Source organism: Frigoribacterium sp. CFBP 13707, assembly GCF_014842245.1.
Taxonomy (GTDB): Bacteria; Actinomycetota; Actinomycetes; order Actinomycetales; family Microbacteriaceae; genus Frigoribacterium; species Frigoribacterium endophyticum.
The window spans coordinates 328,473-344,735 of record NZ_JACYVL010000002.1 but is presented as its reverse complement, the minus strand read 5'-3'; the positions used below and the strand labels follow the sequence as shown (position 1 = coordinate 344,735).

13 protein-coding genes and 1 pseudogene are annotated in these 16,263 nt (G+C 72.3%); 2 read left to right on the top strand and 12 right to left on the bottom strand.

All coding sequences use genetic code 11. The features are described from left to right. Positions 1 to 80: 80 nt before the first annotated feature. From ilvN to IFT45_RS05275, 12 genes are all read right to left on the bottom strand, one after another. Entirely contained in the window at positions 81 to 587 is a 507-nt protein-coding gene (gene ilvN, locus IFT45_RS05330; protein ID WP_056053495.1) for an acetolactate synthase small subunit, read from the bottom strand. Next, entirely contained in the window at positions 584 to 2,467 is a 1,884-nt protein-coding gene (locus tag IFT45_RS05325; RefSeq protein ID WP_192127060.1) for an acetolactate synthase large subunit, read from the bottom strand. The genes ilvN and IFT45_RS05325 overlap by 4 nt, the downstream gene beginning before the upstream one ends. 94 nt (positions 2,468 to 2,561) lie before the next feature. Further along, a complete protein-coding gene (gene ilvD, locus IFT45_RS05320; RefSeq protein WP_056053492.1) occupies positions 2,562 to 4,274 on the bottom strand; it encodes a dihydroxy-acid dehydratase in 1,713 nt (570 codons plus the stop codon). An 87-nt stretch (positions 4,275 to 4,361) separates the two neighbouring features. Further along, a complete protein-coding gene (gene mnhG, locus IFT45_RS05315) occupies positions 4,362 to 4,913 on the bottom strand; it encodes a monovalent cation/H(+) antiporter subunit G (RefSeq protein WP_082514284.1) in 552 nt (183 codons plus the stop codon). After that, complete coding sequence (locus IFT45_RS05310) at positions 4,910 to 5,173, bottom strand: monovalent cation/H+ antiporter complex subunit F (RefSeq protein WP_056053489.1); 264 nt, start codon at positions 5,171 to 5,173, stop codon at positions 4,910 to 4,912. Before IFT45_RS05310 ends, mnhG begins: the two co-directional genes overlap by 4 nt. Further along, entirely contained in the window at positions 5,170 to 5,805 is a 636-nt protein-coding gene (locus IFT45_RS05305; protein ID WP_185232006.1) for a Na+/H+ antiporter subunit E, read from the bottom strand. The genes IFT45_RS05310 and IFT45_RS05305 overlap by 4 nt, the downstream gene beginning before the upstream one ends. Next, complete coding sequence (locus tag IFT45_RS05300) at positions 5,802 to 7,400, bottom strand: Na+/H+ antiporter subunit D (RefSeq protein ID WP_056053483.1); 1,599 nt, start codon at positions 7,398 to 7,400, stop codon at positions 5,802 to 5,804. The genes IFT45_RS05305 and IFT45_RS05300 overlap by 4 nt, the downstream gene beginning before the upstream one ends. After that, positions 7,397 to 8,032 (bottom strand): Na(+)/H(+) antiporter subunit C, encoded by a 636-nt coding sequence (locus IFT45_RS05295; protein WP_056053479.1) that lies wholly within the window; start codon positions 8,030 to 8,032, stop codon positions 7,397 to 7,399. The genes IFT45_RS05300 and IFT45_RS05295 overlap by 4 nt, the downstream gene beginning before the upstream one ends. Next, positions 8,029 to 10,995 (bottom strand): Na+/H+ antiporter subunit A, encoded by a 2,967-nt coding sequence (locus IFT45_RS05290; protein ID WP_192127058.1) that lies wholly within the window; start codon positions 10,993 to 10,995, stop codon positions 8,029 to 8,031. Before IFT45_RS05290 ends, IFT45_RS05295 begins: the two co-directional genes overlap by 4 nt. Before the next feature lie 175 nt (positions 10,996 to 11,170). Further along, the gene (gene otsB, locus IFT45_RS05285; protein ID WP_192127056.1) at positions 11,171 to 11,989 is read right to left on the bottom strand and encodes a trehalose-phosphatase; all 819 of its coding nucleotides are present in this window, start codon (positions 11,987 to 11,989) and stop codon (positions 11,171 to 11,173) included. After that, a complete protein-coding gene (otsA, locus tag IFT45_RS05280) occupies positions 11,986 to 13,491 on the bottom strand; it encodes an alpha,alpha-trehalose-phosphate synthase (UDP-forming) (RefSeq protein ID WP_056053476.1) in 1,506 nt (501 codons plus the stop codon). The genes otsB and otsA overlap by 4 nt, the downstream gene beginning before the upstream one ends. Before the next feature lie 103 nt (positions 13,492 to 13,594). After that, positions 13,595 to 14,365, bottom strand: coding sequence for a fructosamine kinase family protein (locus IFT45_RS05275; protein ID WP_192127054.1), 771 nt, complete (start codon positions 14,363 to 14,365; stop codon positions 13,595 to 13,597). Positions 14,366 to 14,382: 17 nt separating this feature from the next. On the opposite strand from IFT45_RS05275, the gene IFT45_RS05270 reads away from it, so the two are divergent. Both IFT45_RS05270 and IFT45_RS17005 read left to right on the top strand, forming a co-directional pair. Then, complete coding sequence (locus tag IFT45_RS05270) at positions 14,383 to 15,378, top strand: magnesium transporter CorA family protein (RefSeq protein WP_192127052.1); 996 nt, start codon at positions 14,383 to 14,385, stop codon at positions 15,376 to 15,378. Between the two features lie 95 nt (positions 15,379 to 15,473). Continuing rightward, positions 15,474 to 16,199, top strand: a pseudogene (locus IFT45_RS17005) (sugar phosphate isomerase/epimerase family protein); the annotation flags it as partial. Between the last annotated feature and the right edge of the window lie 64 nt (positions 16,200 to 16,263).

Here is a 16,263-nt window from a genome sequence, read left to right as displayed (position 1 = left end):
GGTGCTTCTCCTCGGTTGTCGACGGATGTCGTGTCGGTGGGTCGTGCGGCAGGAGGCGCGGGCCGGGAGCCCGGGGCCGCCTAGTTCTTGAAGACGCGGTCGGTGATCGACTTGGCGCCGCGGCCGATGGCCAGGAGGCCCGACTGCGAGATCTCCTTGATGCCGTAGGGCTCGAGGACGCGCAGGAGGGCGGTGGTCTTGCCGGTGTCGCCGGTCACCTCGATGACGAGGGCGTCGGTCGAGACGTCGACGACCGCGGCCCGGAACAGCGTCACGGCCTCGAGCACCTGCGAGCGGGTCGTGTTGTCGACCCGGACCTTGATCAGCATGTGCTCGCGCTGCACCGACTGTGAGTAGTCGAGCTCGACGATCTTGATGACGTTGACCAGCTTGTTGAGCTGCTTCGTGACCTGCTCGAGCGGCAGCTCCTCCACGTCGACGACGACCGTGATGCGGCTGAAGCCCTCGAGCTCGCTCTTGCCGACGGCGAGGCTCTCGATGTTGAAGCCGCGGCGGGCGAAGAGGCCGGCGACGCGGGTCAGCAGGCCGGGCTTGTCCTCGACGAGGAGGCTCAGGACGTGGCTCATGCGTGCTCTCCGGTCATGTCGCCGTCGCGGGTGGTGTCGGACGCGCTGCTGCCCGGCGCCTCGTCGTCCCACTCCGGGGCGAGGGCACGGGCGTGCTGGATCTCGGAGTTCGAGACGCCCTGGGGCACCATCGGCCAGACCATCGCGTCGCGGCTGACGACGAAGTCGATGACGACCGGGCGGTCGTTCGTCTCCAGCGCCAGCTGGATGGCGGCGTCGATCTCGTCCTCCGTCCGGACGCGGATGCCGAGGGCGCCGTAGGCGTCGGCGAGCTTCACGAAGTCGGGCACCATGCGGGTCTCGTGGCCCGTGTTCAGGTCGGTGAACGAGTGACGGCCCTCGTAGAACAGGGTCTGCCACTGGCGCACCATGCCGAGCGACGAGTTGTTGATGATCGCGACCTTGATCGGGATGTCGTTGATGACGCAGGTCGCGAGCTCCTGGTTGGTCATCTGGAAGCAGCCGTCGCCGTCGATGGCCCAGACCACGCGGTCGGGCTGGGCGACCTTGGCGCCCATGGCGGCCGGGACGGAGTAGCCCATCGTGCCCGCGCCTCCCGAGTTCAGCCAGGCGTGCGGGCGCTCGTACTGGATGAACTGGGCGGCCCACATCTGGTGCTGGCCGACGCCGGAGGCGTAGATCGCCTCGGGGCCGGAGAGCTGGCCGATGCGCTGGATGATCGCCTGCGGCGACAGCAGCCCGTCGTCGGGCTCGGTGTAGCCGAGGGGGAACTGCTCGCGGAGACCGTCGAGGCGCTCCCACCAGGCGGCGATGTCGGGCTTCCGCCCGCCGGTCACCTCGGCGTAGGCGCTGGCGAGGTCGGGGATGACGACCTTCGCGTCGCCGACGATCGGCACGTCGGCGATGCGGATCTTCGAGATCTCGGCCGGGTCGATGTCGACGTGGACGACCTTCGCGCCGGGCGCGAAGAGGTCGGCCTTGCCGGTGACGCGGTCGTCGAACCGGGCGCCGAGGGCGATGATCAGGTCGCTCTCTTGTAGGCCGAGCACGGCCGGCACGGTGCCGTGCATGCCCGGCATGCCGAGGTGCTGCGCGTGGGTGTCGGGGAAGGCACCGCGGGCCATCAGGGTGGTGACGACGGGGGCGCCGGTGAGCTCGACCAGGGTCTTGAGCTCGGCCGAGGCGCCGGCGCGGATGACCCCGCCGCCGACGTAGAAGACCGGCTGCTTCGCCTCGGCGATCATCTGGGCGGCCGCGGTGATCTGCTTGCCGTGGGCCTTGGTCACGGGGCGGTAGCCGGGCAGGTCGACGACCGGCGGCCACACGAACGGCGCGCTGTTCTGCTGCGCGTCCTTCGTGATGTCGACGAGCACGGGGCCGGGGCGGCCGGTGCTGGCGATCTGGTAGGCCGCGGCCAGGGTCGCCGGGATGTCCTCCGGCTTCGTCACGAGGAACGAGTGCTTGGTGATCGGCATCGTGATGCCCACGATGTCGGCCTCCTGGAAGGCGTCGGTGCCCATCAGCGTCGAGAAGACCTGGCCGGTGATCGCGAGCAGCGGCATGCTGTCCATGTAGGCGTCGGCGATGGCGGTGACGAGGTTCGTGGCGCCGGGGCCCGAGGTCGCGATGGCGACGCCGACGCGCCCGGAGGCCGCGGCGTAGCCCTCGGCCGCGTGGCCGGCGCCCTGCTCGTGGCGGACGAGGATGTGGCGGATCGCCGTCGAGGCCATCAGCTCGTCGTAGAACGGGATGATGGCGCCGCCCGGCAGGCCGAAGACGTCGGTCACCCCGAGGTGCTCGAGCGACCGGAGGATCGCGCCGGAGCCGGTGAGGACCTCGGGAGGCGCCGGGGCGTCGGAGCCGGGGCGGGCCGCCGGGCGCGCGGCGGCACCGGGCAGCGGGGTCGTGTCGTGGGGCATCGGAGGCGGTTCCCTCTTCGTGGTGGTGGACGGTGTGACGGAGGTCAGCCGACGACGGTCGCGCGGGCCCGGTGGAGGCGGCGGGGACGATCGTCTAGTAGGTGACGGCGCCCTCCGCGGCGGAGCGGACCTGGCGCGCGTACTTGGCGAGGACACCGCGGGTGTAGCGCGGGGGAAGAGGAGCCCAGCCGTCGCGGCGGGACTCGAGCTCGGCGGGATCGACGAGTAGGTCGATGGACCGAGCGGCGATGTCGACCCGAATCAGATCACCATCGCGCACGAAGGCGATCGGACCTGCGTCGACCGCTTCGGGAGCCATGTGGCCGATGCACAGGCCGGTTGTGCCGCCTGAGAATCGTCCGTCCGTCAAGAGTAGTACATCTTTTCCGAGCCCTGCGCCCTTGATGGCCGCCGTGATGGCGAGCATCTCGCGCATGCCGGGGCCGCCCTTCGGGCCCTCGTAGCGGATGACGACGACGTCGCCCGCGACGATGCGGCCCTCGGTGAGGGCGTCCATGGCGCCGCGCTCGCGCTCGAAGACCTTCGCCGGCCCCTCGAAGAGCGAGGCGTCGAAGCCGGCCGTCTTCACGACCGCGCCCTCGGGGGCCATCGTGCCGCTGAGCACGGTGAGGCCGCCCGTCGCGTGGATGGGGTCGTCGAGCGTGCGGAGCACCTCGCCGTCGAGGGGGGCGGGCTGGATGTCGGCGAGGTTCTCGGCGACCGTCTTGCCGGTCACGGTGAGGCAGTCGCCGTGCAGCAGGCCAGCGTCGAGGAGCGCCTTCATGACGACGGGCACGCCGCCCATGCGGTCGACGTCGTTCATGACGTACTTGCCGAACGGCTTGAGGTCGCCGATGTGGGGCACGGTGTCGCCGATGCGGTTGAAGTCGTCGATGGTGAGGTCGACCTCGGCCTCGTAGGCGATGGCCAGCAGGTGCAGCACGACGTTCGTCGAGCCGCCGAAGGCCATGGCGACGGCGATGGCGTTCTCGAACGCCTCCTTGGTGAGGATGTCGCGCGTGGTGATGCCGAGCCGCAGCATGTTCACGACGGCCTCGCCCGAGCGGTGGGCGAAGTAGTCGCGGCGACGGTCGGCCGATGGCGGCGAGGCCGAACCGGGCAGGCTCATGCCGAGCGCCTCGGCGACGCTCGCCATGGTGTTGGCCGTGTACATGCCGCCGCAGGCGCCCTCGCCCGGGACGATCGCGCACTCGATGGCCTTGAGGTCGGCGTCGCTGAGGTTGCCGGCCTTGTGGGCGCCGACCGCCTCGAACGAGTCGATGATCGTGACGTTCTTCTCGGTGCCGTCGCTGAGCTTGACCCACCCGGGGGCGACGCTGCCCGCGTAGAGGAAGACGCTCGCGAGGTCGAGGCGGGCCGCGGCCATCAGCATGCCGGGCAGCGACTTGTCGCAGCCGGCCAGCAGCACCGAGCCGTCGAGGCGCTCGGCGTTCATGACGACCTCGACACTGTCGGCGATGACCTCGCGCGACACGAGCGAGAAGTGCATGCCCTCGTGGCCCATCGAGATCCCGTCGGAGACGGAGACGGTGCCGAACTGGAGCGGGTACCCGCCGCCGGCGTGCACGCCCTCCTTGGCGCCCTGCGCGAGGCGGTCGAGCGAGAGGTTGCAGGGGGTGATCTCGTTCCAGCTGCTGGCGATGCCGATCTGGGGCTTCTCCCAGTCGCCGTCGCCCATGCCCACGGCACGCAGCATGCCCCGGGAGGTGGTGGCTTCGACGCCGTCGGTGACGACGCGGCTGCGCGGCTTGATGTCGACCTCGGGCTGGGTGTCCTTCACTGGCATGGGTCGAGTTTAGGGCCCGCCGCCGTCAGCGACGCCCACGCCCCGGACGGAGGCCTCGGCGGCCCGGCAGGGCGGAGGAGCGCCGGCTCAGTCCAGGCCGGGATCGGCGTCGTGGTGCCGACGCTCCTGGTGCTCGCGCTCCCGCGCGGGGTCGTCGTGCTCCTCGTCGTCGCCCTCCGAGTCGTCGAGCCCGTCGAGCCGCTCGATCTCGACGGCGAGCACGTCGGCCGACCCGACCGGCAAGGTCGAGGTGTCGACGTCGGCGAGGGACTCCCCGTCGCCGACCAGCTCCTCCCCCGCCCTCGCGACGGCGTCGTCGAGCTCGTCGACGACCAGCAGGTCGCGACGCAGGTCGCCGTTGCGGTACCCGGCCCGGCCGATCATGTGCGCGGAGATCGGCGCCGTGAGCATCTGGAAGACGAGGACGACGAGCAGGGAGGCGACGGTCGCCAGGGTGTGCTGGTCGAGCGCGATCGCGGCGAGCATGAGGATGAGCCCGAAGATCTGGGGCTTTGTGGCGGCGTGCATGCGCGAGAGCGCGTCCGGGAAGCGGAGCAGGCCGACTCCCGCCGCGGCGGAGAGCAGGGCCCCGGCGAGGAGGAGGACGGAGCTGGCGACGTCGTAGGCGGTCTGGCTCATGACGGGTCCTGCCTCGACACGTAGCGGGCGACGGTGATCGACCCGAAGACGGCGGTGAGCGCGAGGACGATGATGACGGGCAGCGTCCGGGTGTGGTGGCCGGACACCATGTCGGCGGCGAGCACGCAGATGAGGGTCGTGAGCAGCATGTCGCTCGCGATCATGCGGTCAAGGATCGACGGCCCCCGGACGATGCGCCAGACGGAGGCCAGGGCGGCGAAGGCGAACAGGATCCCGACGATCCACTCGACGGCGGTCACGAGGCGGCTCCCTTGTCTTTCTCGTTCACGAGGCGGTCGTGGCCCGTGGGGTCGGTCGCCGGGTCCTCCGTCGCCGGCGTGCCCTCGGCGATGCGCCGCAGGTCGTCGGCGCTGCCGAGGGCCCGGGCGATCCTCTTCTCGAAGCCGAGCACGGAGGCGCGCACCTGCTCGACGCCGTCGGCGTCCTCCACGGCGAGGGCGTGCATGTAGAGGATCGAGCGCTCCCGGTCGGCCTCCACGACGAGCGACCCGGGCACCAGCGAGGCGGCCTCGGCCACCAGGGTCATCACGAAGTCGGAGCGCGTGTGCAGCTGCACCGCGACGATCGCGTTGCTCGTCACGCCGCGGGGCCGCACGGCCTTCCACGCCACCTCGACCGAGGCGACGACGAGGTCGGCCAGGAAGCGGACCACGAAGACCAGGGCCCAGCCGAGGTTGAACCGCCCGCTGAGCTCCACCGGCGGGAGGAAGAAGACGCGCGTCACGAGCAGCGCGACGAGCACCCCGGTGACCGCCGAGAGCACGGTCAGCTGGTTCCAGAGGAACATCCAGAGGACGACGAGCCCGACCAGCAGCGGCAGCTGCCGCAGCAGGCTTCGGCCGACCTCGTGGGCGGAAGGGCGCGGCGTCACGGGGTGCCCTCCTGGTCGTCCGAGGCGGTGTCGCCCTCACCGGTCGGGAAGACGAGCTGCACGTACTCGTTCGAGCCGTACACGCGACCGGCGGCGCGCTCGGCGACGCCGTAGAGCGGGCCGGCCGCGACCGTGAGCACGAGCGAGACGAGCACCATGCCGGCCGTCGCTCCGATCATGGTGCGGGGGTTCGCACGGCGCTTCTGCACGACGGTGCGGCCGGGAGCCTCCTCGAGACGCTCGGTGAGCGGCGACTCGTGGTCCTCGACGTCGGCGCCGGGACGCCAGAAGGCGAGGTTCCAGGCACGCATCAGCGCGTACAGCGTGAGCAGCGACGTCAGGGCTCCCGCGCCCAGCAGGACGTAGACGAGCGGGTCGTGCAGCCGCGCCCCGGCGTCGAAGAGCGCCACCTTGCCGATGAACCCGGAGAAGGGCGGGATGCCCCCGAGGTTGAGCGCCGGGATGAAGAAGAGGACGCCGATGACGGGCGCCGCCTTGAGCAGGCCGCCGAGGCGGAGGACGGAGGCGGTGCCTCCCCGTCGTTCGATCAGGCCCGCGCCGAGGAAGAGGGTCGTCTGCACGGTGATGTGGTGCACCACGTAGTAGATCGTCGCCGCGAGCCCCTCGACGGTGCCGAGGGCGATGCCGAAGATCATGTAGCCGATGTGGCTGACCAGGGTGAACGACAGCAACCGCTTGATGTCGGCCTGGGCCACCGCGCCGAGGATCCCCACCACCATCGTCAGCAGCGCGATGATCAGCAGGTAGACGTTGACGTTGCTCTCGACGAACAGGACGGTCTCGGTGCGGATGATCGCGTACACGCCGACCTTGGTCAGGAGGCCCGCGAAGACCGCCGTGACCGGCGCGGGGGCCGTCGGGTACGAGTCGGGCAGCCAGAACGACAGCGGGAAGATCGCGGCCTTGATGCCGAAGGCCGTCAGCAGCATCACGTGGATGATCGTCTGCACGTCGGGCGGGATCTGGTCCATCTTCTGCGCGATGTCGGCGATGTTCACGGTGCCGAGCGCGCCGTAGATCATGGCGATCGACGCGAGGAAGAGCACGCTCGAGAGCAGGCTCACGACGATGTAGGTGACCCCCGCGCGGATGCGCTGCTCCGTGCCGCCGAGCGTGATCAGCACGTAGCTGGCGATGAGCAGCATCTCGAAGCCGACGTAGAGGTTGAAGAGGTCGCCCGCCGCGAAGGCGTCGAACACGCCGGCGGCGAGGATGAGGTAGGTCGGGTTGTAGATCGACACCGGGGCGTCGCCGTCGCCGTCCGCCGAGCCCTGCCCGACCGAGTACACGAAGACCGCCAGCAGCACGATCGACGAGATGACGAGCATCAGCGCGGCGAGGCGGTCCACCACGAGGAGGATGCCGAAGGGCGCCTCCCACCCGCCGATCTGCACGGCGATGGCCCCGTCGCGGTCGACGACGACCAGCAGGACGACGCTGATCACGACGACGACGGCCAGCGCGGCGATCGACAGGACCGCCTGGAGGCGGGGGCGCCGGGTGGCGATGAGCGCCGTGGCCGCGCCGAGCAGCGGGACGAGCACCACGAGCGGCACGAGGAAGTCGACGTTCACGGTCGGCCTCCCTTCGGCCCGGTCGGGCGGTCGTCGTCGTCGGTGCGGTAGCGGCCCACGTCGCGGGCGCGCTCAGGGTGGAGCGGGTCGTGGTGCGGCGCGTGCTCCGGGTCGGCCAGGGGCACGTTCTCGCGCGGCGCGTGGTCCCACGCGTCGTCGTCGTCGGGGTCGTGCGGCGACTCGGGGACGGCCGCCTCCGCCCGCGAGCCGAACTCCGTGTCACCCCCGGCCTCGTCGTCCGCGTCGGACTGCTCGGCCTCCTCCTCGGCGGGCACCCCGCGGATGCCGATCTCGAGGTCCTCGAGGTCGTCGGCCACGTCGTCCTCCTGGGCCAGGCGCCAGGAGCGGTAGATCAGGGCGAGGAGGAACGCGGAGACGCCGAAGGTGATGACGATCGCCGTGAGCACCAGGGCCTGCGGCAGAGGGTCGGCGAACGACGACTCCGGCACCTCGCCGTCGGCGATCGGCGCCTCGCCGCTCCGGCCGGACATCACGAGGATGAGGATGTTCGTCGCGTTGCCGACGAGCAGGAAGCCGAGGAGGACCCGGGTCATGCTGCGCTCGAGCATGAGGTAGATGCCGCACGCGTACAGCGCGGCCATCACCACGACGAGGACGAGGGAGACGCTCACGATGCCGCCCCCTGCTTCGTCGTCGCGGTGACCGAGGCGTCGCCCCGGTCGTCTTCTTCTTCTTGACGGTCGACCTCGGCCCCCAGGCTGCGGAGCACGTCGAGGACGAGGCCGACGACCACGAGGTAGACGCCGACGTCGAAGAACGTCGAGGTGACGAACTCGACGTGGCCGAAGAACGGCAGCTCGCCCTCGACCCAGGTCGAGGTCAGGGCGTCGACGCCGAGGAAGAGCGGGACGACCGCCGTCGCGACGATGACCAGGAGCCCGGTGCCCAGGACCTTGCCCGCGTCGAGGGGCGCGGCGGCCCCGAGCTCGAACCGCCCGCCCGCGAGGTACCGCGCGACGAAGGCCATGCCCGCGACGAGACCGCCCGCGAACCCGCCGCCCGGGAGGTTGTGCCCGGCGAAGAGGAGGTAGATCGAGACCACGACGATGGCGTGGAAGAGCAGCCGGACGACGACCTCGAGCAGGATCGAGCGGTTCTGCGGCGCGAGCTTGCGCCCCGCCAGCAGCCAGGCCCGGCGGTCGCCCTCGACGTCGCTGGTGTCGGCGGCGGTCGCCGAGAGCTGGCCGCCCCCGGGCAGCTCGGGCGCCGCCTCCATCTCGGGCCGCACCCGGGCGAGGAAGCGCTGGGCGCGGCTGCGCCGGGCGGGCCGGGGCAGCATGTCGGTGCGCGAGGTGAGGAAGACGAGGCTCGCGACGCCGGTGGCCGCGACGATGAGCACGCTGATCTCGCCCATGGTGTCCCACCCGCGGATGTCGACGAGCGTGACGTTGACGACGTTCTTGCCGTGCCCCCCGGTCACCGCGAGCTCGGGGAACGCGCCGCTGATCGTCGGCATCGACCGGGCGCCGAGGGCGACGACCGCGATGGCGGCCATCACGCAGCCGACCGAGATCGCGATGACCGCCCGGGCGGCCCGGTGGGTGCGACCGTTCCGCTCGCCGAGGCGCGCGGGCAGGCGGCGGAGGACGAGGACGAACGCGATGAGCGTGATGGTCTCGATGAGCGCCTGGGTGAGAGCGAGGTCGGGCGCCCCGTGCAGGGCGAAGAGCGCCGCCATGCCGTAGCCGGTGACGCCGACCAGCACGACCGCCTGGAACCGCTTGTTCGAGCGGGCGGCGGCGACCGCGCCGATCACCATGAGGCCGCCGATGGCCAGCTGGGCCGGGTAGTCCCACAGGACGGCCGCCTCCGGCCAGCTCCGGTTCAGCGAGAGGGTGACGATCGACGACGCCACGAAGACCACGAGGATCGTCGCGAGGTAGAAGGGCAGCGAGCCGCGCTGCGTCGCCGCCGTGGTGCGCGACGCCGTGCTGTCGATGGTCGTCATGACGCGGACGTACCCGTCGGAGGCGCGGGGCATGAACGAGGCCGCCTTCTGCAGGCGGGCGACCGGCTCCCGCTGCCAGAACAGGAGCGCGCCGACGACGAGGGTCAGCGCCGTCAGCCCGAGGGCCGGCTCGAGCCCGTGCCAGAGGGCGAGGTGGTACGGGCCGTGGTCGCTCTCGACCGCGGGGAGGGTGTCGGCGTAGAGCGCGAGGACGGGGTCGAGGGCGCCGGCGGCGGCGCCGAGCCCGAGGCCGAGCAGCGCGAGGACGGCCGGCGAGACGAGGAAGTCGACGTGCTCCTTGACGAAGTCGACGGGCTCGACGCCGGCCTTGCGCGCGAAGGCCCCCCAGAGGAATCGCAGGCTGTAGGCCGTGGTGAGGATCGAGCCCAGCACGACGCCGACGAGGGCGACGACGCCCCAGGCGCTGCCGTGCTCGGCGTCCGAGAGGAGCGCGCTCAGCACGGCCTCCTTCGCGACGAAGCCGAACGTCGGCGGCACGCCGGCCATCGAGGCCAGGGCCAGCACGGTGATGACGAAGAGCAGCGGAGCCTGACGGCCGAGGCCGCTGAGCTTCCGCAGGTCGCGGGTGCCCGCCCGGTGGTCGACGATGCCGACGACGAGGAAGAGGGTGGCCTTGAAGAGGGCGTGGGCGACGAGGAGCGCCAGCCCGGCGAGGGCGGCGTCGCGCGTGCCGTAGCCGACGACGATCGTGAGGAAGCCCAGCTGGCTCACCGTGCCGTAGGCCAGGACGAGCTTGAGGTCGTGCTGGCGGAGGGCCCGGTAGCCGCCCAGGAGCATCGTCACGACGCCGACCGTGACGACGATCTCCTGCCAGCCGGGCGAGTCGTGGTAGCCCGGGGCGAGCCGGGCGACGAGGTAGATGCCCGCCTTGACCATGGCCGCGGCGTGGAGGTAGGCGCTGACGGGGGTCGGCGCCGCCATGGCGGCGGGCAGCCAGAAGTGGAACGGCACGAGGGCGGACTTGCTCAGCGCCCCGACGAGCACGAGCACGACCGCGACGGTGACGGCGGACCCCGTCGGGGGCGACTCCACCAGGCCCTCGAGCGACGAGGTGCCGCCCTCCACGGCCAGGATCACCAGGCCCACGAGCATCGCCAGGCCGCCCGCGGTCGTGACGATCAGCGCCTGGAGCGCCGCCCCGCGGCTCGTCTGCTTGGCCGTGTAGTGCCCGATGAGGAGGTACGAGAAGACGCTCGTGGCCTCCCAGAAGACGAAGAGCACGAAGACGTCGTCGCTCGTCACGAGGCCGTACATGGCGCCCGCGAAGGCGACCAGGATGGCGGCGAAGCGCGGCAGCGACTCGTCGTCGCGGCTGAAGTAGCGCGCGCAGTAGAGCAGCACGAGCGCGCCGACGCCGGTGACGACCAGGGCGAGCACCCACGCGAGCACGTCGACCCGGAGGGTCAGGGAGATGCCGAGCTGCGGGATCCACGGCACCGACTCGACGACGACGTCGCCGGCGAGGACGGCGGGGCCCTGCGTGGCCGTGTAGACCGCGACGGCGGCCGGGACGAGGGCGGCGACCACGAAGAGGCGCGTGCCGAGTCGGCGGCCGAAGGCCACGACGACCGAGGCGACCGCGAAGGCCAGGAGTGCGACGATCACGCGGGGCACCTCCGTCAGGCTGTCGAGTTCGTCGGTCGCGCCGGGCGGGCGGCGACGAGGAGTCGGGCGGAGAGTCCACCCTACCTGTCGGTCACCTGGGAGGACCGCCCGCGCGACGCGGGGGCACTACGCTGCGCCGAGCGGACAGCCGCGGCCCCTGTCGGGGCGGGCGTCGTCAGGCGTGCCCGAGGTGGTCGCGCAGGTCGGCCAGCTCGGTGAGCAGCCGGGCCATCGCCTCGGCGTCCGCGACGCGGTGCCGCGCGACGGTCTCGGCCGGGCCCACCTTGACGCCGAGGTCGCCGTCGCCCAGCGAGCGCAGGGCGTCCTCGTCGGTGACGTCGTCGCCCGCGAAGAGCACGCCCGTCGCGTCGTAGTGCTCGCGCAGCCGCGCCACGCCGTCGTCCTTGCCGGTGGGCCGCACGGCGTACTCGCGGACGTTCTTGCCCTCGCGCTCGTGCACGCCGGGCTCGTCGGCGAGGCGCTGCCGGACGGCGGCCCGCACCTCCTCCGTCGTGGCGGCGTCGGCGAGGCGCGTGTGCAGGGCGAGCCCCGCGGGCTTCTCCTCCACGTAGACGCCCTCGCGCCCGGCCGCGGCGCCGTGCAGGGCGTCGGAGATGACGGCGCGGCGCGCCTGCTCGTCGTCGCTCAGGGTCGTCGTCTCGCCGTCGATGCGCACCTCGATCCCGTGCGAGCCCACGAGGACGACCTCCTCCGGCACGTCGGCGATCTGGAGCAGCGAGGAGATGTCGCGGCCGGAGACGAGGGCGACGGTGGTGTCGCCCATCGCGACCAGCCTGCGGATCGCGTCGACCGACTCCGGCAGGGCCCGCGCCTCCATCGGGGCGTCGACCTCGGGAGCGAGCGTGCCGTCGAAGTCGAGGGCCACGAGGAGGCGCGGAGTCGTCGCGAGACGGCCGAGCGCGTCCGAGAGGGCCCGGTCGGCCTCCCCGGTGCGGGCGTCGCCGGTGCTGCGGGTCTGGTCGTCGGCGCTCACGCGTCGCCCCCCTCGGTCTCGGCGGCGTCCGCCGGCTGCGTGATCTGCTGCCCGGGCCGCACGTTCTCGAGCGCCTGGAGGAACGAGGCGCTCCACGCCTCGACGTCGTTCTCGAGCACGCGGCGGCGGAGCGAGCGCATGCGCGTCGTGCGGTCACGCTTCGGCATCTCGATCGCCCGCATGATGGTGTTCTTGAGCCCGCCGATGTCGTGCGGGTTGATCAGCAGCGCGCTCTTCAGCTCGTCGGCGGCGCCGGCGAACTCGCTGAGCACGAGCACCCCGTCGTTGTCGCGGCGGACGGCGACGTACTCCTTCGCGACGAGGTTCATGCCGTCACGCAGCGCCGTGACGAGCATGATGTCGGCGGCGAGGTACAGCGCCACCATCTCTTCGCGGGGGTAGCCGTGGTGGTGGTAGCTGATGGCGGTGTGGCTCATCGTCGCGTAGTCGCCGTTGATGCGGCCGACCGTCAGCTCGATCTCGTCGCGCAGGGTCTTGTAGGTCTCGACGCGCTCGCGGCTCGGGCTGGCGACCTGCACGAGCGTGGCGTCCTCCACGCTCAGCCGCCCGTCGGCGAGGAGCTCGCCGAAGGCCTTCATGCGGTGCCGGATGCCCTTGGTGTAGTCGAGCCGGTCGACGCCGAGCATCACCGTCTTCGGGTTGCCGAGCCCCTCGCGGATCTCACGGGCACGGGCCTGGATCTCGGGCCGCGCCGCGAGCTCCTCGTAGCTGGCCGCGTCGATCGAGATCGGGAAGTGCTTCGCGAGCACCCGGCGCACCTTGCGGCCGCGACGCGAGACCACGGCGGCCTCGTCGTCGACCGGCACCTCGACGTACGGGCGCGTGGTCGAGTAGCCGAGCAGGTGTCGGACGGCCCGTGAGAAGTTCGACGCGTCGTCGCCGCGCTGGAAGCCGATGACGTCGGCCCCGAGCAGGCCCTCGAGGATCTGCCGACGCCAGGGCAGCTGCGAGAAGATGCCGAGCGGCGGGAAGGGGATGTGGTTGAAGAAGCCGATGGTCACGTCGGGGCGGGCCTCGCGGAGCATCTTCGGCACGAGCTGCAGCTGGTAGTCCTGCACCCAGATCGTGCCGCCCTCCTCCGTGATCTCGGCGGCGCGGTCGGCGAAGCGCTGGTTGACCTGGACGTAGGCCTCCCACCAGACCCGGTGGTAGGTCGGGGCGGCGATGACGTCGTGGTACAGCGGCCACAGGGTGTCGTTGCTGAAGCCCTCGTAGTAGCGCTGCACCTCCTCCGCGCTGAGCGGCACGGGCACGATCTCGATGCCCTGGTCGACGAAGGGCTCGAACTCGAGGTCCGGCTGCCCGGCCCAGCCCACCCAGGCGCCGTCGTTCGCGCGCATCACGGGCTCGAGGGCCGTGACGAGGCCGCCGGGCGAGTGCTGCCAGCTGGCGGTGCCGTCGTCGGCGACGACGCGGTCGACCGGCAGGCGGTTCGAGACGACGACGAAGCCGTAGCGGTCGGGCGTGGTGGTGTCAGGCATGGGTGGAGCTCCGTGGGTTCCCCCCGCGTCGACGCAGGGACGGCCAGATTATCAGCGCGCCCCCGCCGGGGATCAGGGTCGTCCCCCGGCTCTCCTCCCCCGCTCAGCCGAGCCGCAGCACCGCCTCCGCCGCCTCGGCGAGCGCCCGGCCGTACGACCGGCCGTGCCCCGCGGCGTGGACGGCGAGGGGGTGCAGCTGGTGCAGGGGCACGCGCTCCCGCCAGCCGGGTCGCAGCGGGGAGCGCTCGTCGTACCCGGCCAGGACGTCGTCGAGGTACGGGCAGCCGAACAGCTGGAGCATGGCGAGGTCGGTCTCGGGGTGCCCGCCGTGCGCCGCCGGGTCGATCAGCACGACGCCGTCGTCGCCGAACAGGACGTTGCCGGCCCAGAGGTCGCCGTGCAGCCGGGCGGGCCGCGCGCCGTCGTCGAAGGCGCCGGCGGCGACCGCGTCGCAGGCCGTCTCGACCGCGTCCAGCTCGTCGGTGGTCAGGGTGCCCGCGTCGTGGGCGAGGTACGCGAAGGGGCGCACCCGCTGCTCCGCGTAGAAGGCGCCCCACGAGTCGGAGGGCTCGGTCGCCTGGGGGCGACGCCCGATGAAGGAGGCGCCCCGCCAGCCGGCGGGAGGCGCACCGAAGGCGTCGGCGCCCGCCGCGTGCGTGACGCTCAGCGCCGCGCCGAACGCGCGGGCGGCGGCGGGCCCGGGCCGCGCCTCCGGCACCTCCTCCAGCACGATCCGACCGGGGCCGACCTCGAGGACGCGCGCGGTGCGGACGCCGCCGTCGGGCGTCGCCTCGGCGAGCCAGGCCAGACCCGCGGCCTCCGCCTCGAAGAAGCCGTCGGGGGCGTCGGGGCGCTGCTTCACGTGCGGGGTCACGGGAATAGCATGCCCCCATGACGACGGCCCCGACCGAGACCCGCACGCCCACGCAGACCCGGGCGTACCGGGACGGGCGGCTCGTCGCGGAGGCGTTCCCGCTGGCCGAGGTCAGCGACCACCTCGAGCGCGACTGCACCGTCTGGGTGGACTTCACCGACCCCACGGCCGACGACCTCGCCCAGCTGGAGGACGAGCTCGACCTGCACGAGCTCGCCGTCGAGGACGCCCTGGTCGGCGGGCAGCGCCCCAAGATCGACCACTACGAGGGCCACCTCTTCGCCGTGCTCTACGACGTGGCCCTCGACGCCCGCTCGGGCGTGCTGACGACGAGCGAGGTCAAGGCGTTCCTGACGCGGCGGGCGCTCGTCACCATCCACCACCCCGAGTTCGACGTCGCGCACCTCGCGGCGACCTACGACCAGAACGTCGAGCTGGCCGCGCACGGCGTCCCCTTCCTGCTCTGGGGCCTCGTCGACAGCGTCGTCGACCGGCACTCGGCCGCGACCGACTCGCTCGACGACGAGATCGAGGGCATCGCCGACGACCTCTTCGACCCGGCACCTCGCACGGTCGACGTGCAGAAGCGGTCGTTCGCGCTGCGCAAGAGCCTCGTGCTGCTGCGCCGGGTCTCGGCGCCGATGCGCGACCTCGTCGCCACCCTGCTGCGACGCGACCTGCACGACGTCGACCCCGTGATGCAGCCCTACTTCCAGGACGTGCAGGACCACGTGCTGCGGGTGGCCGAGCAGAACGACAGCCTGCGCGACCTCGTCTCGACCATCCTCGACACGAACCTCGCGCTGCAGTCCAACCGCATGAACGACGTGATGAAGAAGGTCACCAGCTGGGCGGCGATCATCGCTGTGCCGACGGCCATCACCGGCTTCTACGGGCAGAACGTGCCGTACCCGGGCTTCAGCGAGGTGTCGGGCTTCGTGACCTCGTGCGTGCTGATCGTGGGGGTGGGCGGCCTGCTGTGGTGGCAGTTCCGGAAGCGCGACTGGCTCTAGCGGCCGCGTTGGCCCGTCGTTCGCCCGACGTTCACGCTCGGCCCCGCGGCGTGGTCACGCCCCGGTCGTAGCCTGGCCGCGTGATCACGGTCGGCATGAGCACGTCCTGCGTCTTCCCGCGACCGGCCGACGAGGCCTTCCGCCTCGCCCGCCGGGTGGGCTACGGCGGCGTCGAGGTGATGGTGACCGCCGACCGGGGCAGCCGCGACGCCTCGCTGCTCCGCGCCTCCGTCGCCCGGTGGGGCCTGCCCGTGCTGTCGGTGCACGCGCCGGTGCTGCCGGCGGCCCACTTCGCCCTGGGTCGCGACCAGCGCGACAAGCTGCTGCGCTCGGCCGAGCTGGCCGCGGAGCTCGGGGCGCCGACCGTCGTCGTGCACCCGCCGTTCCGCTGGCAGCGCCGCATCGCCGCCCGCTTCGTCGAGGTCGTGCGCGACGTGGAGGCCGCGACGGGCGTCGAGCTCGCCGTCGAGAACATGTTCCCGTGGCGCCTCGGCCCGGTCGTCGCCGACGTCTACTCCCCCGGGCACGACCCGGTCGGCCTCGACGTGGCGGCGACCACGCTCGACTTCTCGCACGCCGCCGTCGCGGGCCGCGACGCCCTCGACCTCGCGCTGGCGCTCGGCCAGCGCCTCCGTCACGTCCACCTCTGCGACGGCACCGTCTCGGCCCGGCCGGGCGGCCTCGTCGACGAGCACCTCGTGCCGGGCACGGGCACGCAGCCGGTCGCCGAGGTGCTCTCGCACCTGGCCGCCGCCGGCTGGAGCGGCGCGGTCGTCGCCGAGGTGCACGCCGACCGGCGCGGCGCCGGCGAGGAGTCGCTGGTCGACGCCCTCCGCCGCACGCTGTCGTTCGCCCGCGAGGCCCTGCGCGCGCCCCGGGCCGCGG